At 49.2% G+C, this 25900-nt stretch carries 23 protein-coding genes; 5 read left to right on the top strand and 18 right to left on the bottom strand.

The annotated features are described in order from the left end of the window. Nucleotides 1–11: 11 nt before the first annotated feature. Entirely contained in the window at nt 12–458 is a 447-nt protein-coding gene (locus ACMHKJ_RS16195; RefSeq protein ID WP_067363471.1) for an NADH-quinone oxidoreductase subunit A, read from the bottom strand. A gap of 689 nt (nt 459–1147) precedes the next feature. After that, nucleotides 1148–2062, bottom strand: coding sequence for a transcriptional regulator HexA (gene hexA / locus ACMHKJ_RS16190; protein WP_413495509.1), 915 nt, complete (start codon nt 2060–2062; stop codon nt 1148–1150). 819 nt (nt 2063–2881) lie between these two features. On the opposite strand from hexA, the gene ACMHKJ_RS16185 reads away from it, so the two are divergent. Next, a complete protein-coding gene (locus ACMHKJ_RS16185) occupies nt 2882–4096 on the top strand; it encodes a pyridoxal phosphate-dependent aminotransferase (protein ID WP_067363474.1) in 1215 nt (404 codons plus the stop codon). Between the two features lie 179 nt (nt 4097–4275). Further along, nucleotides 4276–4857, top strand: coding sequence for a 5'-deoxynucleotidase (yfbR, locus tag ACMHKJ_RS16180; RefSeq protein WP_413495507.1), 582 nt, complete (start codon nt 4276–4278; stop codon nt 4855–4857). A gap of 35 nt (nt 4858–4892) precedes the next feature. Here yfbR and ACMHKJ_RS16175 read toward each other — a convergent pair whose 3' ends face one another. From ACMHKJ_RS16175 to yfbV, 4 genes are all read right to left on the bottom strand, one after another. After that, the gene (locus ACMHKJ_RS16175) at nt 4893–6722 is read right to left on the bottom strand and encodes an SLC13 family permease (RefSeq protein ID WP_413495505.1); all 1830 of its coding nucleotides are present in this window, start codon (nt 6720–6722) and stop codon (nt 4893–4895) included. Between the two features lie 119 nt (nt 6723–6841). Further along, the gene (locus ACMHKJ_RS16170; RefSeq protein WP_413495503.1) at nt 6842–7510 is read right to left on the bottom strand and encodes a sugar phosphatase; all 669 of its coding nucleotides are present in this window, start codon (nt 7508–7510) and stop codon (nt 6842–6844) included. 43 nt (nt 7511–7553) lie between these two features. Beyond that, complete coding sequence (locus ACMHKJ_RS16165; RefSeq protein ID WP_067363481.1) at nt 7554–8048, bottom strand: YfbU family protein; 495 nt, start codon at nt 8046–8048, stop codon at nt 7554–7556. A 193-nt stretch (nt 8049–8241) separates the two neighbouring features. After that, nucleotides 8242–8691: a terminus macrodomain insulation protein YfbV gene (gene yfbV, locus ACMHKJ_RS16160; RefSeq protein WP_413495500.1), complete on the bottom strand. Its 450-nt coding sequence runs from the start codon at nt 8689–8691 to the stop codon at nt 8242–8244. A 373-nt stretch (nt 8692–9064) separates the two neighbouring features. On the opposite strand from yfbV, the gene ACMHKJ_RS16155 reads away from it, so the two are divergent. Continuing rightward, complete coding sequence (locus ACMHKJ_RS16155; RefSeq protein ID WP_413495498.1) at nt 9065–10267, top strand: acetate kinase; 1203 nt, start codon at nt 9065–9067, stop codon at nt 10265–10267. A 72-nt stretch (nt 10268–10339) separates the two neighbouring features. Continuing rightward, nucleotides 10340–12484, top strand: a complete 2145-nt coding sequence (pta, locus tag ACMHKJ_RS16150) for a phosphate acetyltransferase (RefSeq protein WP_413495496.1) — start codon at nt 10340–10342, stop codon at nt 12482–12484. 65 nt (nt 12485–12549) lie between these two features. Here the strand turns inward: pta and ACMHKJ_RS16145 are convergent, their stop codons facing one another. The 6 genes from ACMHKJ_RS16145 to yfcD all read right to left on the bottom strand — a co-directional run bounded on the left by ACMHKJ_RS16145 (nt 12550) and on the right by yfcD (nt 18811). Continuing rightward, nucleotides 12550–13764 carry a 3-deoxy-7-phosphoheptulonate synthase class II gene (locus ACMHKJ_RS16145; RefSeq protein ID WP_413495494.1) on the bottom strand — a complete coding sequence of 405 codons (1215 nt, stop codon included), beginning with the start codon at nt 13762–13764 and terminating at the stop codon, nt 12550–12552. Between the two features lie 19 nt (nt 13765–13783). Beyond that, nucleotides 13784–14182 carry a cupin domain-containing protein gene (locus ACMHKJ_RS16140; RefSeq protein WP_413495492.1) on the bottom strand — a complete coding sequence of 133 codons (399 nt, stop codon included), beginning with the start codon at nt 14180–14182 and terminating at the stop codon, nt 13784–13786. A gap of 56 nt (nt 14183–14238) precedes the next feature. Further along, on the bottom strand, nt 14239–14763 hold the full coding sequence (locus ACMHKJ_RS16135) for a prephenate dehydratase domain-containing protein (protein ID WP_413495490.1): 525 nt from the start codon (nt 14761–14763) through the stop codon (nt 14239–14241). A 20-nt stretch (nt 14764–14783) separates the two neighbouring features. Beyond that, on the bottom strand, nt 14784–15479 hold the full coding sequence (locus ACMHKJ_RS16130) for an RraA family protein (RefSeq protein ID WP_413495488.1): 696 nt from the start codon (nt 15477–15479) through the stop codon (nt 14784–14786). 171 nt (nt 15480–15650) lie between these two features. Further along, on the bottom strand, nt 15651–17729 hold the full coding sequence (locus ACMHKJ_RS16125; protein WP_413495486.1) for a M48 family metallopeptidase: 2079 nt from the start codon (nt 17727–17729) through the stop codon (nt 15651–15653). 437 nt (nt 17730–18166) lie between these two features. Next, nucleotides 18167–18811 carry an NUDIX hydrolase YfcD gene (yfcD, locus tag ACMHKJ_RS16120; protein WP_413495484.1) on the bottom strand — a complete coding sequence of 215 codons (645 nt, stop codon included), beginning with the start codon at nt 18809–18811 and terminating at the stop codon, nt 18167–18169. A gap of 373 nt (nt 18812–19184) precedes the next feature. On the opposite strand from yfcD, the gene ACMHKJ_RS16115 reads away from it, so the two are divergent. Continuing rightward, complete coding sequence (locus ACMHKJ_RS16115) at nt 19185–20108, top strand: TIGR01777 family oxidoreductase (protein ID WP_413495482.1); 924 nt, start codon at nt 19185–19187, stop codon at nt 20106–20108. 9 nt (nt 20109–20117) lie between these two features. On the opposite strand, the gene ACMHKJ_RS16110 is transcribed toward ACMHKJ_RS16115, so the two are convergent. From ACMHKJ_RS16110 to accD, 6 genes are all read right to left on the bottom strand, one after another. Then, nucleotides 20118–20708, bottom strand: coding sequence for a UbiX family flavin prenyltransferase (locus ACMHKJ_RS16110; RefSeq protein ID WP_413495480.1), 591 nt, complete (start codon nt 20706–20708; stop codon nt 20118–20120). A 23-nt stretch (nt 20709–20731) separates the two neighbouring features. Next, the gene (purF, locus tag ACMHKJ_RS16105; protein ID WP_067363510.1) at nt 20732–22249 is read right to left on the bottom strand and encodes an amidophosphoribosyltransferase; all 1518 of its coding nucleotides are present in this window, start codon (nt 22247–22249) and stop codon (nt 20732–20734) included. 14 nt (nt 22250–22263) lie between these two features. Then, on the bottom strand, nt 22264–22770 hold the full coding sequence (gene cvpA, locus ACMHKJ_RS16100; protein WP_067363513.1) for a colicin V production protein: 507 nt from the start codon (nt 22768–22770) through the stop codon (nt 22264–22266). A 179-nt stretch (nt 22771–22949) separates the two neighbouring features. Further along, the gene (gene dedD, locus ACMHKJ_RS16095) at nt 22950–23612 is read right to left on the bottom strand and encodes a cell division protein DedD (RefSeq protein WP_413495477.1); all 663 of its coding nucleotides are present in this window, start codon (nt 23610–23612) and stop codon (nt 22950–22952) included. After that, a complete protein-coding gene (gene folC / locus ACMHKJ_RS16090; protein WP_413495475.1) occupies nt 23602–24903 on the bottom strand; it encodes a bifunctional tetrahydrofolate synthase/dihydrofolate synthase in 1302 nt (433 codons plus the stop codon). The genes dedD and folC overlap by 11 nt, the downstream gene beginning before the upstream one ends. Next, nucleotides 24896–25861, bottom strand: a complete 966-nt coding sequence (accD, locus tag ACMHKJ_RS16085; RefSeq protein ID WP_413495473.1) for an acetyl-CoA carboxylase, carboxyltransferase subunit beta — start codon at nt 25859–25861, stop codon at nt 24896–24898. The genes folC and accD overlap by 8 nt, the downstream gene beginning before the upstream one ends. Nucleotides 25862–25900: the final 39 nt, after the last annotated feature.

Below are 25900 nucleotides of genomic sequence, written 5' to 3'. Positions count from 1 at the left end.
CTCACTATTAACTACGGTTGATTGTTGTTGATTTTGCTGACGACGCTCGGGTGTTTCACCTCACGGCGGGAGCGTGCAGGAGTCCAGTCCAGCGCACCAATACGCGCCAGATAGAAAAGCCCTGCCAACAACACCAAAATAAAGATTGCCGCTTCGATAAAGCCAATCCAGCCCGCTTCTCTGACAGCAACAGACCAGGCGAACAGATATAAAGCTTCAACGTCGAAGATGACGAAAAACATGGCGACCAGGTAAAATTTTGCCGACATACGCAGTCTTGCACTGCCGACAGAATCAATACCGGATTCGTAAGGAAGATGTTTTGCACGGGCTTTGGCGCGGCCGCCCAGATAACGGGCACCCAGCAACATAAATGCACATAACCCGAGAGCACCTAAAAGATACACCGCAAATGCCCAGTTATGGGCCAGGACTTCAGTGGCTGTTGACATACTCATTGCTTACTCATCAAAAGGTGGTGTTGCCTGCCGTACCTGCATACAGCACCACAGCGACACACGAAAGGAACAATACCGGGACGGACACAGCACATATCGTGATGAAAAAGACGGATGACCCGTTTTTTTTGTTCCCCGCTCACTCAGTTTAGTCACATTGCAATCACATTAACTTAACACGCCGTGCGACTTTATCGCTAAAACGTGTCAGTAAGTAACTAAATTGAAAATTAACTTTATTATATTAACTGATACATCGCTTTTACCATTCCATTATCTCAGGAAAAACCTGTCTTTCCACCGGTAAACAGGGTCAATATTTTTGATCTCAATCACACTTTGATGGAAAATTATTTAACAAATGTTTAATTTTTACTCATTTCGTAAAACCCGACAAAATTAGTCAGGTTTTTAACAAAGTTTCTCTGTTATGTAATCAGAGCTGTTAATTTTAGCAATTACAGAAAGTGTGTTTTGTTAACATTGTAACAAACAAGTAAATAAAACTGCGATGCCGCGCTTAAAATCACATCAAAAAGCAGAACATGCCGTGATGCTGTTAACATTTGTATGATGCTATTTTCCGCAGAGAGTTGCGCAGGAAGAGCATACAAAAAAGCCGGGGGAAAATATCCCCCGGCTTCGTGTCCGACTGTCACAAATTATGTCAGTTTCACGTCAGATGATGATTACTCCGCAGAGGACTTATCATCTTCAGCCGGTGTAACAGCATACGGTGTTTTTTTGTTTTCGATAGCCTGGTAAACTGTGAGCACAGACTCACTCTGTTCATCACTATTGCGGTATAACCAGTACTGAATCTCCGGTAAGCGCGGCAGGCCTTCGCTGACACTCAGGATACGCAGATCCGCATTCTGCATTTCAAGCGGACGTGCCGTTATCCCGACTTCCGCATTGACCGCTGCACGTACAGCAGACAGCGACGCGGCTTCATACGCCACGCGCCATGGTACACCCGCCTCATCCAGCGTTTCTGCCGCCAGTTGACGGAACGGGTTGGTTTCATCCATAACCACTAACGGGATCGGCTCATTGGCCTGTAACTGAAAATCAGGCGCACAGTGCCAGAGCACCGGTGCGGTACGCAATGCGGTACGCGGGTGATGAGCAATCCGCGCAGTCGTCAGTGCGAGGTCGATTTCATGGTTATCCAGCATACCTTCAATATACTGACTGCGTTTAATACGGACATCAACAGCCATACGCGGATAAACCGAGGCAATCCGGTTGAGTAAAAAAGGCAGCAGTGAGTCAACGGAATCATCGGATGCACCGATGCGTAACTCCCCTTCTGCATCATTGTAGGCCAGTGATGCGGTTGCATCATCATTTGCCCGCAGAATTTGCCGGGCATAACCCAAAAGTTGTAACCCGTGATCGGTCAGTAATTTATTACGACCGTGGCGGGCAAACAGTTCGCGTCCGACAAGTTGCTCCAGGCGCTGCATTTGCTGACTGACAGCTGACTGGGTACGGCATACTGCCGCCGCCGCTGCCGCGAAGGTGTTCAGATCGGCTACTGCAACAAAGGTCCGCAGCAGGTCGAGGTCAAGATTTAACACTGGACGGTTTGAATTTATCATTTTTTTTTCTTCACTAATTTTGATTTTTAATACTACCTGGTGTTTATTGGCGTGAAAAAGAGCATCGCCAACGAAGACATTACCCTATACCTCAGGGTGGAGTAAAACATAACTAACACTAACAAAACTACGTAACTGTGAGTAACCCTCCTGCAGGTTACGGTGAACTAAGCCATCACTACCTGTATACAAACACACTATGTTTCCGTATATTACAACATTATTTTCTTAATATTACGAAATGAAACAATTTGTAAACGCTAAAAATCCATGCTGTGTATAAGTATACATGCAATATAAACCATTTATTTAGGCAAATTTAAGGTCAAATACTCTGAAAATCCACTAATGCAGATAAACCATGTTAGTTATACTACTAATCATTAGCTACATCAGCATTTAATATATAAGAAAAGATTATACAATTTCAACAACTGCTGACTATTTAGTAAAAACACTGTATTACTTTACTAATTATGATTTTCCCACAGATAACTTTACAAAGCCGGATACACCCACCACCCCGCAGTGAAACACTCTGAATTTACCACGAATACCAACACACAATTCCAACATAGCCGATACTTATAACCACTTCTAATCCTTTCCCAAACAAAACCTGTTGTTTTTAACCAAAAGCTATTTACCATCTTCAAAAGGCCGGACGGGAGGAGTACAGTGGTTTATCACAGGTTTTTCCTGATAAAACACCTATTATACCCAACGTCATTCAAGGTGCAGGCAGGTGGGCGTCGTTCCGCCAACGAACCTGCCGTTTGAATGAATAAGGGAACATTTACGCGCTAAGGTCCTGAACAGATGAATATAATAAGAAAATCCGACAAACTCGATAATGTCTGTTATGACATTCGCGGGCCTGTGCTCAAGGAGGCTAAACGTCTCGAAGAGGAAGGCCAGAAAGTTCTCAAACTGAATATCGGTAACCCGGCGCCGTTTGGTTTTGATGCACCGGATGAAATCCTGGTTGATGTGATCCGCAACCTGCCGAGCTCACAGGGCTACAGTGATTCCAAAGGTCTGTACTCCGCCCGTAAAGCCATTGTCCAGTTCTACCAGGAACGTGATATGCGCGACATGACCGTTGAAGATGTTTACATCGGCAATGGTGTCTCAGAGCTTATTGTTCAATCCATGCAGGCGCTGCTGAACAACGGAGATGAAATGCTGGTTCCTGCACCGGATTACCCGCTGTGGACGGGGGCTGTAGCACTTTCCGGTGGTAATGCTGTTCACTATATGTGTGACGAAGAACAGGGCTGGATGCCGGATATCGACGATATCAAAAAGAAAATCACCCCGCGTACCCGCGGCATTGTGGTGATTAACCCGAATAACCCGACCGGGGCTGTCTACAGTAAAGATTTGTTACAGGAGATTGTCGAAATTGCGCGGCAAAATGACCTGATTATTTTTGCCGATGAAATTTACGACAAAATTCTGTATGACGATGCCGTTCACCATTCTATCGCAGCAATGGCTCCGGATTTACTGACTGTGACCTTTAACGGACTGTCAAAAACCTACCGTGTCGCTGGTTTCCGTCAGGGCTGGATGGTACTGAACGGACCGAAAAAACACGCAAAAGGCTATATTGAAGGCCTGGAAATGCTTGCATCCATGCGTCTGTGCGCGAATGTCCCGATGCAACACGCCATTCAGACCGCAATCGGCGGCTATCAGAGCATCAACGAATTTATCCAGCCGGGCGGTCGTCTGTATGAGCAGCGTAACAAAGCATGGGAACTGATTAACCAAATCCCGGGCTGCTCCTGCGTGAAACCGATGGGCGCACTTTATATGTTCCCTAAATTTGATGCCAAACGCTTTAATATCCACGATGACCAGAAAATGATCCTCGACCTGCTGTTACAGGAAAAAGTATTGCTGGTTCAGGGAACCGCCTTTAACTGGCCGGAGCCGAATCACTTCCGTATTGTGACACTGCCGCGAGAAGATGAGCTGGAGCAGGCTATCAGTAAATTCGGGCGTTTTCTCTCCCACTACCGTCAGTAATCTGTTTACCGGTTTGTAAAACGGCTTCCTCACAGGAGGCCGTTTTTATTCATACCCAACGTCATTCAGGATGCAGCCAACAAACCTGCAGTTTGAATGAATAAGGGTATACATCCCGTCCGGAACACCGCAGAATAACTAATATTACTTTTATCATGCTGCTGTCAGGAATGCTGTTTATGAGTTACTTTTTTGCCCACCTTTCACGTCTGAAACTAATCACCCGCTGGCCGCTGATGCGCAATGTTATCGCTGAGAATGTGTCAGAGCACAGCCTTCAGGTTGCGTTTGTCGCGCACGCACTTGCTGTGATTAAGAACCGCAAATTCGGTGGCTCGCTTAACCCGGAAAAAATTGCCATGCTGGCGATGTATCATGATGCCAGTGAAGTGATCACCGGCGACCTGCCGACACCGATTAAGTATTACAATCCGCAGATTGCACATGAATACAAAAAAATTGAGCGGATGGCGCAGAAAAAATTGCTGGCCATGATCCCGGAAGAATTACAGGCCGATTTTGCCCCGATCCTCGATGAAGATGCACATTCAGAAGACGATGCCGCGATTGTCAAACAGGCTGATGCGCTGTGTGCATATCTGAAATGTCTGGAAGAGATTGGTGCCGGTAATACCGAATTTAATCTGGCGAAAGCCCGGCTGGAAAAGACGCTGGAAGAGCGCCGCAGTCCGGAAATGGACTATTTCCGCGAGGTGTTTATCCCGGGATTCAGTCTGTCACTGGATGAAATAAGTCAGTAATCCGGAGTTCCCTGCGGGCACATCAGGGAACACCGTCAGAACGGGAACAGTAACGGGATAACCGCAATACTGATAAGCATCACCACAAAGGTAAACGGCACCCCTATTTTGACAAAATCCCTGAATGTATAATGCCCGGGACCAAGTATCAGCGTATTTACCGGCGAAGAAACCGGTGTCATAAAGGCGGCTGAAGCCGCGACGCCCACCACCATCGCAAACGGCAGGGGTGAAACCTGCATTTCATACGCCGCCTGAATAGCAATCGGCGCCATCAGCACGGCTGTTGCCGTATTCGAAATAAACAACCCTATGGTGGCACACAATATAAACAAGGCTGTCAGCATTACATGCGGTCCCATGTTCCCCGCCACATCCATCAGCCCTTTAACTATCAGCGTGATCCCGCCGGTTTTTTGTAATGCCAGGGCAAACGGCATCATCCCGACGATCAAAATAATACTCGGCCAGTGTATGCAGCGGTATGCGCTCTCCATATCAATACAGCGGAATTTCCCCATCAGCAGGCAGGCTATCAGTGCCGCAATGAAATTCGGGATCTCATTTGTCACCATCATTGCCACCATCAGCGCCAGACAAAACAGGGCATGCGGTGCCTGTGACGCTGCCGGAACCACTGTTTCAACCTCTGCGGCAAGGTTGAGGACAATAAAGTGACGACGCTTGGTGGCAAGTATGCGGATAAGTTTCCAGTCACCGACCACCAGCAGAATATCCCCCAGTTGCAGAGGCTCATCCACAATATTGCCGCTGAGAGCTTTTCCTTCGCGGCGCACCCCGAGTACATTCAGTCCGTAACGGGTACGAAACCCGATATCGCGCAGACCTTTACCGATTAATTCACTTTCCGGATTCAGGGAGACTTCCGCCATTCCCACATTACGTGCCTGCTCCGAGAAATATTCACCGCGCAGGATCATCGGCTCCAGCATTTGCTCGGCACAGAACTCACGCAAATCTGTATCACCGGCGGACATATCAATCAGCAGAACATCACGGTCACGCAGTTCCATACCACCGGTTGCACCGACCATCACGCGGCGAAAGTGCCGCCAACGCTCGATCCCCACAATATTGGCACCGTAACGGGTGCGCAGATGGAGTTCATCGAGTGTTTTACCGATAAGCGGTGAGCCGTTGCGGACGGCCAGACGCCGGGCGCGTCCGCTCAGTTTGTAATCGCGGATAAGATCACGAAATGTGCGCTGCACACCCTCACCTGCTTTTTCCGGCTGGTTACTGCCCAGCCAGTGCCGGGCAACCAGCATATAAGCGATACCCGCGAGTAAAACCAGTACGCCGATCGGGGTAATTGAGAAGAAATTAAAACCTTTGATCCCTTCTGTTTCCAGAACACTGTTCACCACCATATTCGGCGGCGTGGCAACCAGTGTCATCATTCCGCTGATAAGCCCGGCAAAGCCGAGCGGCATCATCAGCCGGGAGGGGGAAATTTTCATACGGGCAGAAACACTCAGCACCACAGGGATAAAAATAGCGACCACACCGGTTGAGCTCATAAACGCGCCCAACCCCGCCACACTCACCATCAGAAAGACCAGCAGTTTTGTTTCACCGGAGCCGGCAACGCGCACCAGCCAGTCGCCCATCTGGTAGGCAACACCGGTGCGCACTAATCCCTCCCCGATGACAAACAGGGCGGCGATCAGCAGAATATTGGGATCACTAAAGCCGGCAACGGCTTCAGTTAAGGTAAGCGTACCACTGAGTACGAATGCGATGATCACCAGCAACGCCACAACATCCATCCGGACTTTGTTGGTGGTGAATAAAATAATGGCAATAAAAAGCAGGGTTAATACCCAAGCAAGTTCCGTATTCACCAACGACCTCTTTCGTCAATGCCCGGACAGCCAACATCCTGTCTCACAGTTTTTTTTGTCAATGCACCAACCCCGCGCTTTCACACACAATTAGTGCGGAGTCTGATGCCGGGTATTGTTCAGCCCGGCAGGCAGGTCAGCGTAACAGAGCCGTCCGCTGCTTTATCCACCTGTACTTGCGTCAGTGAATTCACCTGCAGCGCCAGTTCATCTGTGCGCGGTGTTCCGGGCGGCACATGCACAGCAATGACTTTACATCCGGCATCAAGACCGGATAACAGCCCGGCGGTGGCATCTTCAAAAACAAAACAGTCCTGCGGTGCCAGCCCCAGTTTTTCCGCCCCGAGCAGATAAGGCTCCGGATGCGGCTTACCGCGGGTAATATTATCGGCGGTCACCCAGGCGTCCGGCTCCGCTAAACCGGCCGCGGTATGGCGGGGACGCGCAATCGCCACAGTACCGGAAGTGACTATCGCCCAGGGAATACCAAGAAATTGCAGGCGCAATAACAACGCTTTTGCGCCGGGTAAATCCGTCACTTCATCGCTTTCGCGGATTTCCTGCTCTGTTACCCACGCCAGGTGCGCGGCAATTTCTGCACTATCCGCATCCGGCAGAAAATGGCGGATAGACTCCACCGCCGGTTTTCCGTGAATAAACTGCTTCACTTCTTCTTCGTCCGCCCCGATCCGGCGGGCAAATGCCAGCCAGGCGCGCTCAACCACATGCAGAGAATCGGCCAGTGTACCATCCAGATCAAACAGAAAGCCTTTTGCAGTCAATGCCATTTGTGCCTCTCAGAGTGCGGATAAAGTAAGGGATCAGCTAAAATCAGGCGTTCAGTACCTGATTAATTTCCACTTCGCTCAGGTGATACTGACGCGGGCAGCCATGCCATGCACCCAGCATGCGGACATATTTATCCCACATTGGTGTCTGGGAGTTAAAACCGTGGCTGCCGCTGTCAAAGTGCGTATAACGCCCTTCAGTATTCACAAGGAAACGGACATAACTTAAATAGCGGGCTTCAGTCGCCGCATCGAACCCTAAGAAGTGAATACGGCGCGCATCAATATCTGCCGCGTTTTTCAGGTTATCAAAGGAGATACGCAGTGCATGGTACATTTCCATCATGTCGATCACACGGCGGCAGATATCTTCCGGTAATTCACCGAAATCACGATCCAATTCACGCATCTGTAACCCGAAACCGCGTTCAATAATAGTCTGCTGGCGGCGGTAACGCTCGGCATTATCCGGATCCATCATTGCCATCATTTTATATTGGTTAGAGAGGATAAGGCGTTGGGCGTTATTCATTTCCATGGTGTATCTCCTGAAAAGGTAATCCGGTGTATGTCGGAATCATCGCATTACTCAATTCTATAAGATAGTGAAATGCACCCCTTTTTTGATCCCGGCGGGGAATTTTAAACAGGTATTTATCCCTGGTCAGTAAATGCCTGAAAACACATAGCTGAATCGATTAATAAATGAAAGACCGGGAAATGACGGGTTTTTATAAATCATCCAGAAATGAGTTATCTAATTGCTTAAAGGCACGTTTGAGTAATTCTGCCAGCGCCATATAGTCCGGCGTTCCTTCCACAGGGGCAATCGTAATACCGGCTTCACTGAATTTCTCGCGGATTTCATAAAACCAGTTCAGCAGACCGGCAGGCAACGGAGTGGCGGCACGCCGTCCTAACCACCATAGTCCCTGCAACGGTAAAGAACAGGCAAAAAGAGCTGTCGCAATAGCGGGACCTAAGGCTCCGCCGAGGGCTATCTGCCAGGTCAGGGTAAATACAGCTACAGGCGGCATAAAACGGATACCAAAGCGGGTCGCTTTAATAACACGGTTCTCCGGGAAAACCGGTGCAAGCTGCTTTACCACAGGCCAGAGTGTGGCGTAGCGCTGACCAAGGCGCAAAGAACGGAATAAGCCCTGCTTTTCCGATGCATTCATAGGCATTATGACCTCAATCAATAAAAAACATAATAATTAAAATATGGCTACAAACAGTCAAAATATTTTTGTAGGATTAAGTATATTTTGAATTTGCTGTCATCTGCGGGTATGCTACGCCCGTTTAATCACGGTGAAATAATCCTGTAGTAATTATTTTGTCTGACGCCATCTTTTTCAAGGGCAAAATGTGTTTTTTTACGCATTAACATGTCAGACAACGTATTATAACAATGTTTTATCGTCCGATATAAAATTTGCATGATGTTAATCATGAACAGCGCTGAAATAATGCGCTACGCTTAGATAGATTACATTTTAACCACTGTCTTAATACATAAGACTTATCCACAACACGATTATAGGTAATTCCATGTCAAGTAAGCTGGTACTCGTACTTAACTGCGGTAGTTCTTCACTGAAATTTGCAATCATTGACCCTACATCCGGTGATGAATATCTGACGGGTCTGGCGGAGTGTTTTAACCTGCCGGAAGCACGTATCAAGTGGAAAATGGATGGTGCTAAACACGAAGCACAGCTGGGCGCAGGTGCTGCACACAGCGAAGCGCTGCGTTTCATCGTGAAAGATATCATGGGTGCCAAACCTGAGCTGTCTGCACAGATCGGTGCTATCGGTCACCGTCTGGTTCACGGTGGTGAGAAATTTGCTCACTCTGTTATCGTCACTGACGAAGTTATCAAAGCAATGGAAGAGTGTTCTGCCTTTGCTCCGCTGCACAACCCGGCTAACCTGTTAGGCGTTGAAGAAGCGCTTCAAGCGTTCCCGCACCTGGCTGATAAAAACGTCGGCGTTTTCGATACGGCTTTCCATCAGACTATGCCTGAAGAAGCGTATCTGTATGCCCTGCCGTACAACCTGTACAAAGAGCACGGTATCCGCCGCTATGGTTTCCACGGTACAAGCCACTATTTCGTGAGCCGTGAAGCCGCTAAAATGCTGAACAAACCGGTTGAAGAACTGAACGTCATTACCTGTCACTTAGGTAACGGTGGTTCTGTTGCTGCTATCGTTAACGGCGAATGTGTTGATACTTCTATGGGTCTGACTCCGCTGGAAGGTCTGGTAATGGGTACGCGCTCCGGCGATATCGACCCGGCTATCATTTTCCATCTGCATGATTCAATGGGTATGAGTGTTGATGCTATCAATACTATGCTGACTAAAGAATCTGGTCTGCAGGGTCTGACTGAAGTCACCAGTGACTGCCGTTATGTTGAAGAAAACTACGGTAAAAAAGCTGATGCAACCCGCGCAATGAATGTATTTTGTCACCGTCTGGCGAAATACGTGGGTGGCTATGCAACGCTGATGGAAGGTCGTCTGGATGCTATCATCTTCACCGGCGGTATCGGTGAGAATGCTGCGATGGTCCGCGAGCACACTTTAGATAAACTGGCTCTGCTCGGCTTTAAACTGGACCACGAACGTAACCTGGCTGCCCGTTTCGGTAATGCAGGTAAGATAACAACCGATGACAGCAGCATCGCACTGGTTATCCCGACTAACGAAGAGTTAGTCATTGCACAAGACGCCGCGCGTCTGACTGCATAATCTTTGCTCTCCGCCGGCGCCCGCCGGCGGATTTATTTTGAACACCGAATTGTGAAAAAATAAGAGGTTCATGTGTCCCGTACTATTATCCTCATTCCTACCGGCACCAGTGTCGGTTTAAGCAGCGTCAGCCTCGGGGTTGTCCGCTCAATGGAACAAAAAGGCGTCAGCCTGAGCTTCTTCAAACCTATCGCGCAACCACGCCATGCCGGTACTGAAGATCAGACCACCAATATCTTACGCGCTCACTCTTCCCTGAAAATGGCAGAGCCGCTGGATATGGATTATGTTGAATCCATGTTGACCAGCGACAAAAAAGATATCCTGATGGAAGAAATTGTTGCCCGTTACCACGACCACACTCAGGGTGCAGAAGTTATCCTGATCGAAGGTCTGGTTCCGACCCGCAACTATCCTCACGCACAATCACTGAACTACGATATCGCTCAGACCCTGGGCGCGGAAATCGTATTCGTAACTGCACCGGGTAATGATACCGCGGCAGAAGTGAAAGAGCGTCTGGAACTTATCCGTAATGAATTTGGTGGTCATAAGAACACCAGCATTGCCGGTGTGATCGTCAATAAAGTAAATGCACCGGTTGATGAACAAGGCCGTACCCGCCCTGACCTGTCAGAAATCTTTGATGACTCGTCCAAAGCGGTTATCGCGCACCTGAGCGCAGACGACCTGAAATCCCTGCCACTGCCGGTTGTCGGCTGTGTGCCATGGAATTTTGACCTGATTGCCACCCGTGCAATCGATATGGCGAACCACTTAGGCGCAAAAATTGTTAACGAAGGCGATATCAAAACCCGCCGCGTTAAATCTGTGACCTTCTGTGCGCGCAGCATTCCTCATATGCTGGAGCACTTCCGTCCGGGCTCCCTGCTGGTAACGTCAGCTGATCGTCCTGACGTACTGGTTTCTGCCTGCCTGGCAGCGATGAACGGCGTGGAAATCGGCGCTATTCTGCTGACCGGCGGTTATAAAATCGACGACAGCATCGCGAAACTGTGCGAACGTGCTTTCGAAACCGGCCTGCCAATCTTCACTGTCAACAGCAACACCTGGCAGACCTCGCTGAATCTGCAAAGTTTCAGCCTGGAAGTCCCTGCTGACGACCGTGAACGTATTGAACTGGTTCAGAACTATGTTGCCGGCCATATCGATACCAAATGGATCGATTCCCTGGTTGCTGACTCTGAGCGTCCGAACCGTCTGTCGCCTCCGGCATTCCGTTACCTGTTAACTGAACTGGCACGTAAAGCGAAAAAACGTGTTGTTCTGCCTGAAGGTGATGAGCCACGTACCGTTAAAGCCGCTGCAATCTGCGCTGAACGCGGTCTGGCAACCTGCGTACTGTTAGGTGACCCGGAAGAAATCCGCCGTGTTGCAGCAGCACAGGGCGTTGAACTGGGTGCAGGTATTGAGCTGGTTGATCCGAAAGACATCCGCGAACTGTATGTTCCGCGTCTGGTTGAGCTGCGTAAGAGCAAAGGCATGACAGAAGTCGTTGCCCGCGAGCAGTTACAGGATAACGTGGTTCTCGGTACACTGATGCTGGAACAGGATAAAGTAGACGGTCTGGTATCCGGTGCGGTTCACACCACAGCGAATACTATTCGTCCGCCGTTACAGTTAATCAAAACAGCACCGGGCAGCTCACTGGTTTCATCTGTGTTCTTCATGCTGATGCCGGAAGAAGTGCTGGTCTATGGTGACTGTGCAATTAACCCGGATCCGAATCCTGAACAGCTTGCTGAGATTGCCATTCAGTCCGCTGACTCAGTGAAACTGTTCGGTATCGACCCGCGCGTTGCGATGATCTCTTACTCTACCGGCACATCCGGTCAGGGTGATGATGTTGAGAAAGTCCGCGAAGCGACCCGCATTGCTCAGGAAAAACGTCCTGACCTGTGCATCGATGGTCCGTTGCAGTATGACGCCGCTGTGATGGCTGACGTTGCTAAAACCAAAGCGCCGAATTCACCGGTTGCAGGCCGAGCAAACGTCTTCATCTTCCCTGACCTGAACACCGGTAACACCACGTATAAAGCGGTTCAGCGTTCAGCAGACCTGGTATCTATCGGACCGATGCTGCAAGGCATGCGTAAACCGGTTAATGACCTGTCACGCGGTGCGTTAGTTGACGATATTGCTTATACCATCGCACTAACTGCTATTCAGGCAGCACAGAACGACGCTAAAAAATAAATTTTAGTCTCAAATCCCGGCAGGAGAAACTCTGCCGGGATTTTTTTATCTGTCGCATTAAATTATCAGAACTGACCTGTCAGCCCCGCCAGCTCTGCCGACTGAGAACCGTTCAGTCGCGGATCACACAATGATTCATACCGCCCGCCAACATCGTCATCCGCAATCTGCTGCAATCCACCGGTACACTCTGTCACATCACGCCCGGTCATTTCCAGATGCAGACCGCCGGAATGAACACCCTGTGCCCGTAAAATCTGCATAAAGAGATGAACTTCTTCACACACAGTGGAAAAATCACGGGTTTTCAGACCTTCTGCCGTGCTGCGGGTGTTACCGTGCATCGGATCTGTCAGCCAGATAGCCGGACTTTTCAGTCTTGCCACCGCCTGTAATAACAGAGGCAGTTTTTCCCGTATATGAGCCACACCCAGCCTGACAATCAGCATAATTTTGCCGGATTTGTTTTGCGGATTAAGTCGTTGTAATAATTCGCCCAGTTTTTCTGCCGTCATCGACGGTCCGCATTTTATGCCCACAGGGTTCGCTATTCCCCGCAGATATTCCACATGCGCCTCAGATGGCTCACTGGTGCGATCCCCCAGCCAAACTGTATGTGCCGCGCCGTTATACCATAACTTATCCGCCGGATTCAGACGGGTCAGTGCGCTGTCATAAGGCAATAGCAGTGCCTCATGACTGACATAGAAGGGATCAAATGCTGTATCCGCGGATGATGAACAGGCGCTGTTATTATGCAGTGCGTTCAGAGTGACCGCCGCACGATAATAGGCACCCAGCATCCTTTGCGGATCAGGTATCCGCTCTGCCACAGAAAATTCGTGGCCATTAATAATATCCCCGCGATAGCTTGGCAGTGAAATACCATTGCGCACCTCATCCGGACTGCTGCGTGGCTTGGCATACTGACCGGCAATACGCCCGATTTTCAATACCGGCTGCGATAATCCGCTGTGCAGAAGCCCGGTCATATGTGATACCGTGTCGGTCCAGGCGCTGAGTACATCCTCACGGCATTGCGAAAATGCTTCAGCGCAGTCACCGCATTGCAGAATAAACCCCTGTCCGTCACTGACCTGCTTTAATGCCCGGGTCAGTGATTGTATCTCAGAGGCAGATACCAGCGGTGGCGCTGCCTGTAGCTGTTGCTCAACATACCGGACTGACTCCGGCTCCGGGTAATCCGGCTGCTGCTGAGCCGGAAATTGCATCCATGAGGAAGGCGTCCATTCCAGCAGCCCGTCCTGTTTTTTTATCACCTGAAAGCTCCTGAAATAGTTATGTACGATCTTGTGATGTCGCCAGGTAAGTTTCAAATTTTCCTGTCTGACGCGCAACATAATCCTCACGCACCGGGGTATACACATCGATCACTTCAGAGGCTTCAAGTACCTCGGCTTCATGGGTTGCCCACGACGGAACAAGACCTGAATCACCGGCACGCAGGATCATGGTTTCGCCATCAACAACCAGGCGCAGCGAACCCGATAAAACAGTCGTCAGCGTTTCATGTTCATGCCTGTGTTCCGGGATAACAGCGCCGGTTTTAAAGGTCCAGAACGTCATGGTAAACGCCGTACCATGAATAAATTTTGCCAGTGCCTTACTCTCTTCACCCTCTTTGCGGATTAAATCCATATCATACGAAATCAGTTCACCTGCCGGTATTAAGCCCATAATGTGCTCCTGCTGAAGTAGTAAATTAAATTTAATAAAATTAAACAAGAGAAATGTTATTTAGGGGCATGAATAGAAAAGCCCATCGGAACCGGTCCGAAATCATGTAAAATATGCAGATGGTATTTTTGTGCCGCACTGAGTGTGGTAATACAGGCATCAACAACACCATGCGCACATTGCACGCCGGCCTCACTGTTTGAGGTAAACAGTGACTTTCTGACATCTTTATTCAACAACGGTAAAGCATTAAACAGATCCTGCGGTGCCGGGTGCGACCCGACATGTCGGATATCGTTATAATCAGTATGACGGCTGGCAAATAACATATTATGTGTATCCAGTACAAAGCAGGCTGTTAATTCCAGCGATAACAGATTCTGAAAAACAATATTATGTAAATCCGGATAAACAATGCAGCCAAGTAATACACCGTCATTATCACACTTTACTGCTTCAACCGCTTTTTCCAGTGTTTTATATAATTTCACATTGCCTTTTATGTTATTTTCACTTAACCAGTAATGTGCCGCTTTCTCACAATTAGTTCCGTTCGGACCGAGTGTATGAATTGTTAACATAATAACTCTCCTTCAGATAATTATATTCTTCCGGTTTGACTGATTAAATCAGGAAGCCGTTCACCATTCTGTATTTTTATCAGCATGTCATTTTCAATATCGGTAATTTCAAGTGCTTTATTTAAAACCGAATCAATAAATCCATAAGGAACAATAACCACACCATTAATATCTGCGACAATTAAATCACCGGTATGAACGGTTGTTTGTTCTATCTGACATGAACCGCCGGTCTCAGATATATAATAAGCGCCCTGGGTATCTGTCGGTGTTAAATTTGTGGCGATCACCGGAATAGAGAGCGCATTAAGATCTTGCCCGTCCCTGACAGCCCCGCCTAATATCACACCTTCAAATCCGAGTTTTTCGAAATAGGTACAGCTCATGCCGCCCGCTAATGCCGCGTCGCGGATACACTCTCCGCTGCCCGCGACATACACCATATTCTCTGCGTCACAGACTTCCGGCACCAGAAAATCACGCACCTGCTCCCAGGTCGATTCTGACGGTGCCAGAATACTGCTTCCTTTACGGACAATTTTCCATTGAACGGTATAAGCTTGTGCCGCCAGGTAATAATCACGGCGATTAAATGATGTTAGTTTGTAACTTAATACACTGCCGGTTTTAAACCCATCCATAATATCAACAAGGGTGGACGTGCTTATTTTAAGTTCTCTGATCGTATTTAATTTAGCAATATCAATTTTTTGCATTTCTTACCTCCGAAACAAAGTCTACTCATTCAGACGGAGGTTGTAATTGTTATTAATTATCACGACATACTTAAAACTTAATTAATTCAGCAATAAATAAACAAAAGTGTTTTAATTAAAAAAACCTCCTTGCGGAGGTTTTTAATATAAAAATATTTTCCTAATATATAATTATCTATGCAACTCATGCCGCGCATGGGCTGTTTGTAACTGTTCGTGGATAAGCTCAGAGAGTTCCTGTAATGACAGCGTTTTCCCCTCCCAGAGCCGGACACCTCCCATCATGATCAGCAACTTCTGTTTTTTCGCATCAAATTTAAAGAAGCGGTTTTTCCCCGCCATAACCGGTGCCGGTGCGCTATCAGCCACATGCAGTGTGACCGTCACCATTCCTGATGTTTCACTGAGGTCATAGTCCACGATGTAGTGCAACGGATAGGCTTGTGCCAGATTATCACTGACCAGTTGCCCGTGACGAAAGGAAAACAGCGGTACTTTGCCCCGGTTGCGGTACATAAAAGCCACGCCCCAGAACAATAATAAAAATCCGCCGCCATAAACCGCAGCGGAATCAAGCAGGTTGCTGATCCCCATTTTCGCAGCTGCAATCCCCATTCCTGCTGCGGTAAGCGCCCCGAGAATAAACATTGTCCGGAAGGTTTTACGCCGCTCGCCAATCACGACTTCATCAGCAGCCGTTGATTCATTCAGCAGCGTTTCCAGAACTTCAGTGCGCTGCACATTATAGTCCGTTGCCTCATTCGACAGCGAGGCGGTCAGCATCATGGAAATAGCTTTGGCATCCGTAAAGAGATCAGAAATATTCTCATAATCCTGCGCCTGCACTTCTCGGGAGGCTGCCGCCAGCAGTTCAGTATCAATCTCCTGAGACAGGGCTTCAATCCTGGCTCGGGTCTGCGGGTGAGTATCACTCGGGTGAGTCGTTGCGTCATCCAGAAAGGCCTCAGCCGCCGGAACGCCGCGCTCACGCAGGCGGTTCATTACAACCGGCAGCAGATCATCAGTCTGTAATGTGCCGTCATATAACTCAGCCAGTGTTTCATAAATAACCTCACTGACCGCCGAAATACGCAGCAATGAGCCGGATACCGCCGCAGGGGAACTGACAGCAGCCCCTGCTTTGTCTGCTTCCAGCTCACGGATACGGCTCCAGTGGCTGACCGCAAAATCAAATTGCTCCAGGAAAAAGAGCCCCAGATACACTGACGGGCTCATAATCACCTGACTGTATACATCCTGTACCTCATCAGCCACCAGAGAAATACTCTGGCTCATTCCCGCGTAAATCGGCGCAAAGTTCAGGCTGTATGTGGTGTCTTCCCCGGTGAAATGCCCCAGTTCATGACCAATGACCGCCGTTGCTTCTTCCCGGTTAAGCAGCGCGGAATAGAGCAGCGGAAAATACAGGGTTTTGCCTTCAATCTGCTGCGTCTCATTCAGGCAGATAGCATGTGATGTCACATAAAAGCACTCAGTCATACCCACAATGATATGATCCGGAGACGCCGTACCGACCTTCCCGGCGGTTTCATCCACCCACTGCCAGAGACCCGGAGCTTCATCACGACTAACGGCATGCCCGATAACAGAAGACGGCTCACTGCGGAACATGGCAAAGCTTTTACGCAGCTTGAACAGCCCTTTGATAATGTAACTTGCGATAAGCAGAATACTGATCAGGATAAAGATCATCATCTTCACCCCGCCGCCGTTCATCTCAAAATTACCGGCAAACCACATGCCTTCATAAACTAAAGCACAAAGAATACTCAGACCGACCAGCGTCATCTGCCCGGTCAGAATAAACGGTAACTGTTTGCGACAACGGGCGAAGACAATCAGTAATTCATCGCGGGAGCGCCTGGCCCGGCGTCCGCTGCTTATACACAAATAAATCGCCATACCACCGAATATCAGAGAGAGAATACCCGTTATCATGGTTGCTTTACTGACGCCGACACGCGCCACTATCAGCATAATTTCGCTGCTGTATTTATTCAGCTCGCGGTTAATCATTCCTAATTGTTCACCGGCAGACGCCGTTTCGCCGTCCTCATAGGTTATTTGTGTATCCGGATCATCGGCAATCAGACGTTGCAGATCTTCTTTCTCTTCCAGTACATACTGATATGCCTGATATTCCTCACTCATCCGCCAATATTGGAATGCACCGTACGCCGTGAGCACCAGAGGTAATAACAACAACCAGCTTAATAATTTATTTTTCATGTTACTCTCGTTTACGTTATATCCTGTCATGGAACAAACATTAATTATGGGATGATTCTTATCGTCTTTTACATTATATCTTCAGCTACCGATAATATTTCCCGGAGATGAATAAAACAGCAGAAAAAACCACTTAACAACCATCAATACGCAGATATTACAATTAATTTGTATTCAACCAGACCTGTTTTGACACCAGAAAAATAACGCGATTAATAAGTAAAATATATAATGTGTTGATATATTTTTTTGATGATATTCAGCGCGGTATTCTACAGGAAAAAAACAAAAGTCAGAAATGGAAAACATATAATCTATATTAATAAGAATAGCTTTTTATTCTGTTGCCGGATATATAAATCGGCGACATTTTGTTTTAATCATTTTAAATATAAAAAAGCCTGCATATTGCAGGCTTCTCCAATTTTTATTCTTTTTTATTCGTTTTCACTGCTCATTTCAGCAGCAGAGGTTTCCACCGGTGTTTCCGGTATGGATTCTGCCGGCATTTCCCGGATGGCTTCCGGCTCAGGTGCGACTGGTTTTACCCGATCACCGGCAATATAGCTCACCTGATTGTTACGGGTTAGCCAAAGCGACAGCGCTTTCAGTGAATCAGGTGTGAATTCGTCACACCGGGCCGTGATTTCAGCCGGTGTCAGCCAGATAACCTGAGCGACTTCACACTCCTGCAAAGCAAACGGCCCGTGAGTCACACAACTGAATAATCCGCCCCAGACGCGGCAAACAGGCTCTTCATAATAAAACACACCGTGCTCTGCAAACGGAACACCGGCAATGCCCAGTTCCTCTTCTGCTTCGCGGCGGGCTGAATCCAGCATATTTTCGCCTTGCTGAACCACGCCGCCTGCGGTGGCATCCAGCAATCCGGGATAAAAATCTTTACTCTGCGTCCGGCGCTGAACCAGAATGTTGCCCATGCCATCATGCACAACAATGTAGGTTGCCCGGTGACGCAGATTTTCTGCCCGCATCTGATCGCGGGTTGACTGGCCGATGACATCATTATTTTCATCAACCACATCCACCCACTCAATATCGCTATTACCGACTTGTCCCATCCCCTAACCTTATCTTTTTTATCAGCAATATGTGATTGTCACAGCCGCTGCTTCTGTTTTATCAGTGATATGCCCTGACTGATGTATTATCTGTATTATCCGCGCTCATCTTATACCCTTATTCATTCAAACTGCAGGTTCGTTGGCTGCATCCTGAATGACATTGGGTTTATACTGCTTTTGTATACTAAACTGGTAATGATAGTGTGCCATTATGGTCATTGCAGCAGTATATCAAGAATTGATAGCGGTTCTATGATTGATTTGAGCGCAAACGTAATCCCGGAGTCTTATACCCTTATTCCTCCCCGATCACATATCCCGCCCGCAATTGCTGCTATAGTCAGAGAAGACCCGGGCATAAGGAGTGACTATGCGTATCCTGATAACAGGTGGTACAGGACTTATAGGTACACCGCTGGTACAGGCGCTTATCGCCCGTAAACATCACGTGGTGGTGCTCAGCCGTTCGCCACAAAAAGTCTATTCCCGCTTTTGTTCTGCTGCACAGCACCTCAACTCTCTTGCCGGATTAACGCATCTTAATGATATTGATGCTGTTATTAATCTTGCCGGTGAACCTATAGCGGACAAACGCTGGAGCAAAGAACAGAAAGAACGGCTGTGCGAGAGTCGCTGGAAGATAACAGAACAGCTCACCACACTGATTAATGCCAGTGATACGCCGCCGTCTGTATTTCTTTCCGGCTCTGCTGTTGGCTGGTACGGCGATCAGGGGCAGGCGGTTGTGACGGAAGCAGAGGAGCCGCATCCGGAATTTACCCATACACTCTGCGCCCGCTGGGAATCCCTCGCGCTCTGGGCGCAAAGTGATAAAACCCGGGTTTGTCTGATACGTACCGGTATTGTTCTCTCTCCCGAAGGCGGTGCGCTGGCAAAAATGCTGCCGTTATACCGTGCCGGGCTGGGCGGGCCTGTGGGTAACGGGCGTCAGTATATGCCGTGGATCCACATCCGTGATATGGTCAGTGCCATCCTGTTTCTGCTGGATAATGATGCCATGAACGGCACCTTTAATATGACCGCGCCTTATCCGTGCCACAATGAACAATTTTCCGCTGTACTGGCGCAGGTTCTTCACCGTCCGCACCTGCTGCGGGTACCTGCGTTTGTGATTAAAGCGTTACTGGGCGAAGCCGCCGTATTGGTTCTGGGCGGACAAAATGCCCTGCCTGAGCGGCTGGAAACGGCAGGATTTACCTGTCAGTTTATTAATCTTGAAGATGCGTTACGGGACTTACTGGAAAGCCCGGCTGACGACTGCCAGCCGGGGTAACCTGACGATTTATAGTGTGCCGCGCGGGGTTTTTGCCCCGCTCCAGCGGGTGAATAAGTCCTGTGGCAAGTCAATATCAAACTGATCGAGCACGCGGTTGACGGTTTGGTCGATAATATCCTGAACCGTCTGTGGCTGGTGATAAAACGCCGGCATCGGCGGCATAATGACCGCGCCCATTTCAGCCGCCTGCGTCATCAGCCGCAGATGCCCGAGATGCAGCGGCGTCTCCCGTACACACAGTACCAGCTTGCGCCCCTCTTTGAGCACCACATCCGCCGCACGGGTCACCAGGGTGTCCGTATAACTGTGCACAATGCCTGATAAGGTTTTCACCGAGCACGGCAAAATCACCATACCTTTGGTTCTGACCGAGCCGGATGAGATACTTGCGGCAATATCACGCTCATCGTGAACGACATCAGCCAGCGCCTGTACATCACGCAGGCTGTATGTGGTTTCCAGCGCCAGTGTCTGCCGCGCCGCCTGACTGATAATCAGGTGTGTTTCAATATCCGGCACATCTTGCAGGATCTGCAATAAACGCACGCCATAGACAGCACCACTTGCGCCAGTCAGTCCCACAATCAGTTTTTTCATCACATCACCCGCCAAAAAAGAGATTAACCCTCATTATATATCTCAAGGTTCTCAATGTCGGTATGATCACGCAACTTTAATTCGTCATCCTTACGCAGGTTTTCCACATAATCGAGATAATCCTGGTCTATATCTTTTGTGACATAGATACCGTCAAACACCGATGCCTCAAGGACACGGATATCCGGATTTTCTTCGCGGACCGCAGCGACAAGGTCTTCCAGATCCTGGAAAATCAGTGCGTCCGCACCAATCAGTTTTCGGATCTCTTCCGTTTCACGACCATGTGCAATTAACTCATTGGCGTTAGGCATATCGATACCGTAGACATTCGGGAAGCGCACTTCCGGTGCCGCAGAAGCAAAATAGACCTTCTTCGCACCTGCTTCACGGGCCAGTTCCACAATCTGTTCTGATGTGGTGCCACGCACAATTGAGTCATCCACCAGCAGGACGTTTTTACCACGGAACTCTGTCCGGTTGGCATTAAGCTTGCGGCGCACTGATTTTTTCCGCTCCTGCTGACCCGGCATGATAAATGTCCGCCCCACATAGCGGTTTTTTACAAACCCCTGGCGGTACGGTTTTTTCAGGATATGGGCGATTTCCAGTGCGCTGTCGATGGAGGTTTCAGGGATGGGGATCACCACATCGATATCCAGGTCATCCCACTCGCGGGCGATTTTTTCCCCGAGTTTCTGCCCCATGCGCAGGCGGGCGTTATAGACCGATACTTTATCAATAACGGAATCCGGACGGGCAAAATAAACAAATTCAAACAAGCACGGCGTCAGTGACGGATTTGCCGCGCACTGGCGGGTATAGAGCTGCCCGGTTTCTGTGATATACACAGCTTCACCTGGCGCCACATCCCGCAGGAATTCAAAACCGAGGGTATCAAGCGCGACACTTTCAGAAGCAACCATGTACTCTTCACGCCCGTCGCTCAGCGCGCGTTTTCCGAGTACCAGCGGACGTATTCCGTTAGGGTCACGGAAAGCCAGAAGTCCGTGCCCGATAATCAGCGCAACACAGGCGTAAGCGCCACGGATTTTGCTGTGCATGGCACCAACAGCGGCAAAAATATTATCCGGCTCTAACGGATGTCCGTCAAAGCGATCCAGTTCATACGCCAGTACATTGAGCAGGATTTCAGAGTCTGAGGTGGTATTCACATGACGGCGGGCTGTTTCAAATAACTGACGTTTCAGCGTGTGTGCGTTAGTCAGATTCCCGTTATGCGCCAGGGTGATGCCGAAAGGCGAGTTTACATAGAAAGGCTGTGCTTCTGATGCACTGGAGCTGCCGGCTGTCGGGTAGCGGACATGCCCTATCCCGAGTGTTCCCTGCAAACGCAGCATGTGGCGGGTTTCAAAAACATCTTTCACCAGTCCGTTGGCTTTACGGAGCCGGAAACCATTGTTACTGTCAATGGTTGCGATACCGGCTGCGTCCTGACCCCGGTGCTGTAACACCGTGAGCGCATCATAGATTGATTGATTGACCTGTGTAAAACCAACGATCCCAACAATACCACACATGTAGTTTTTCCTCATCAGCCGGGCGGAGAAGGAAAGTTCTCCGGCAGGAAACTGGACGCATTCTGAAGGTAGTCAAAGAACCACCTGATAACATGACTGAATTGGGGAATGAGTTGTGACTGCTGCCAGTCGCTGCTCTGACTCATCTGCGTGAAGCTGTCGAGGAAGAATAATATTGCCGCCACGATCAGCACCCCGCGCAGAGCACCAAAACAGACCCCGAGAACACGATCTGTGCCTGATAAGCCTGTCGTGCGGACCAGTGAACCAATAACATGGTTAATCACCGAGCCGACAATAAGTGTCGCGACAAACAAGATAGCAATCGCGATACCGTTGCGGACTAACGGATCATCAAAACGCGTGAAATAGTCCGCCAGCAACGGGAAAAACTCGCTGGCCACATAAAACGCGCAGACCCAGGTCACTAACGATAAGGCTTCACGAACGAAACCACGAACCAGGCTGACTAATGCCGAGAATGCAATAACTGCAATAATTGCGTAATCAATCCAAACCATATCACTATCCAAATTGATGGCCCGGCATCAGTGACGGGCGCATTCTAACAGAAAACGAAAACGTTTGCGTAACGGATTTTTGCACTATCAGAAAATAAATTGCGGCGAAATAAAAAATTATAATCGCCGCAAAGAGTTAACTGTTTTTATTAACGGATACCGCTAATCCATTAAATTTACTAAGGTTTATATGCCCTGACTTCACCACTGAGTTCACTGAGCTGTTTCAGCTCGCCTAATGAGGACTCTAACTGTGCTTTTGATGCCGACGGTCCGACCATAATCAGGGTAACTTTCCCGCGCGGTACAGTATACACCTGATAACCCGACAGCCGCAGTGTGGCGACAATTTCTTCCACCCGGCGGGCATTGGATAATGCACCGAGCTGAACCACCCATGCCTGTCCCTGAGGTGTTTTTTCCGGCTTAGGTTCAGGTTTTGGCTCTGGTTTTGGTTCCGGTTTTGGTTCCGGTTTTGGTTCCGGTTTTGGCTCCGGTGGTTTTTCCTGCACCACAACCGGCGGCAGAGGCTCAACGCCCGGCGGAACATTCGACGTGGTACCAGAGCTTGTCACATCAGCCGGTACACTGTCGCCGGTCTGTGCCGCTTCCGTTATCATCGCACTCGACGCGCCTTCCGACGGCATTGACGGCATGGTCTGATTAATCGGATTTACCGCATCAATCTCATCCTGCTCCCCCTCTTTCGGGATAAGCGGGATGGAGGCGAACTGGTCTTCGTTATATTTCTTATCGCCATCCAGCAGTACCGGCAGGACAATCACGCCCACCGCAACCAGGATAATTGTTCCGACTAAGCGATTCTGAAATTTACTGGCCACCCGCACCTTCCTCTGATGATAAAACGTCCATAACATGCGCGACAGTATGGAATGATCCACATACCACAATGATGTCGCCGGCATCTGCATCCAGGTGCGCCTGTGCCCATGCGCTTTCCACACCGGCAAATAATTGTGCGCCGGGAATATGCTCAGCAAGCTGTTCTGCAGGTGCGCCGCGTAACTCGGTCAGCGGGGCAAAATACCAGTCTGTCACCTGCTCACTCAGCACCGTGAGGGTGCCTTTAATATCTTTGTCTCCCAGCATTCCCACCACCGCCCGGACACGTGTGTGTGCCGTGCGCGGCAATTGTGCCAGTTTTGATACCAGATATCCTGCCGCATGCGGATTATGAGCCACATCCAACACCGTCAGCGGGTGCTGTGACACAATCTGGAAGCGGCCCGGCAGTTGTGCCTGACGCAGACCGGCATCAATCGCCTCACGACTGATTGCCCGCCCGGTTTTATCTTTCACCTGACGCAGGTTGTGAATAACCGCCAGTGCGGTTGCGGCATTTGCCAGCGGGACATTCGGCAACGGCAGATTTGTCAGGGTTTCATCCTCACACTGCCATGTCCAGTGGTCGCCCTGCTCTATATATGACCAGTCATCCGCACGGCAGAACATTGACGTTTCCAGCTTGTTTGCCACATCGGCAATAGTGTACGGTGCATCGGGCTCGCCAATCACCGCCACACAGTGCGGACGGAAAATACCGGCTTTTTCACGGGCGATATGCTCGCGGTCAGCACCCAGCCAGTCGGTATGATCCAGCGCGATACTGGTGATCGCGGTAATATGCGAATCCACAATATTAGTGGCATCCAGACGCCCGCCAAGGCCGACTTCGAGGATAACCACATCAAGATTGGCTTCGCGGAATAACTGCAATGCTGCCAGCGTGCCCGCTTCAAAATAGGTCAGTGTGATATCACCGCGCTGTGCGTCAATATCAGCGAAAACACGGCAGAAATCAGCTTCAGAAGGGTTTTCCCCCTGAATACGGACGCGTTCAGTGTAATTGATCAGATGCGGAGAACTGTACACCCCGACCCGCAACCCGGCCGCGAGAAAGATGGATTCAAGCGTGTGGCAGGTGGTGCCTTTGCCGTTGGTTCCGGAGACGGTAATGACTTTCGGGGCGGGATAACGCAGATTCATGATATCTGCCACCGCACCGACGCGTTCCAGTCCCATATCAATAACCTGCGAATGCAGGTCACCCAGATAAGAAAGCCACGTCAGCAATGATGACGCGGCCGTCAGTTTCTCTTGCTTATCAGACATCGCGTTTTTTGACATCTCGTTTTTTAACGTCAGCTGTTGTTTCAGAAAATAAAGCGGTATCAGGTTCGTCTGCGATCAGGATCTCAATTTCACCCTCTTCACAGGGGAACTGATAGTTTGTTAGTTTTGACAAAATTTCAGCAATGGTATCGCGCATGTCAGGACGGCGGACAATCATATCAATCGCGCCTTTTTCCAGCAGAAATTCGCTGCGCTGGAATCCCGGTGGTAATTTCTCACGCACAGTCTGCTCAATAACACGCGGACCGGCAAAGCCAATCAGGGCTTTCGGTTCACCGATATTGATATCACCCAGCATCGCCAGGCTGGCAGAAACACCGCCCATAGTCGGGTCTGTCAGCACAGAGATATACGCAAGTCCGCGTTCCTGTAATTTCGCCAGTGCCGCACTGGTTTTCGCCATCTGCATCAGCGACATCAGTGCTTCCTGCATACGGGCACCGCCGCTCGCGGAGAAACATACCAGCGGACAGTTATCTTCCAGCGCCTGTTCAACTGCACGAACAAAACGCGCACCGACAACAGAAGACATAGAGCCGCCGATAAACGCAAACTCAAATGCAGCCGCCACGATCGGCATGGTTTTCAGTGTCCCTTTCATCACAATCAGCGCTTCTTTTTCGCCGGTGGTTTTTTGCGCGGACACTAAACGATCTTTATATTTTTTGGAATCACGGAATTTCAGAATATCTTTCGGTTCAAGATCCGTTCCGAGCTCCGTTGTGCTGCCTTCATCCAGGAACGTTTCCAGGCGATTGCGTGCCGAAATCCGCATGTGATGGTCACACTTAGGGCACACCCCGAGATTGCGCTCTACTTCCTGCCGGTAGAGCACCTGACCACAACTGTCACATTTAGTCCAGACACCTTCAGGAATGCTTGCCTTACGGTTCTGGTTAATTGGGGTCTTATTCAGAATTTTTTCAATCCAGCTCATTAATGACCTTTCCGTCTGAAATCTGGCTCAGCCAGTGTA

It is taken from the genome of Morganella psychrotolerans, assembly GCF_965118875.1.
Taxonomy (GTDB): Bacteria; Pseudomonadota; Gammaproteobacteria; order Enterobacterales; family Enterobacteriaceae; genus Morganella; species Morganella psychrotolerans_C.
This window is presented reverse-complemented; position numbering and strand designations above follow the sequence as displayed.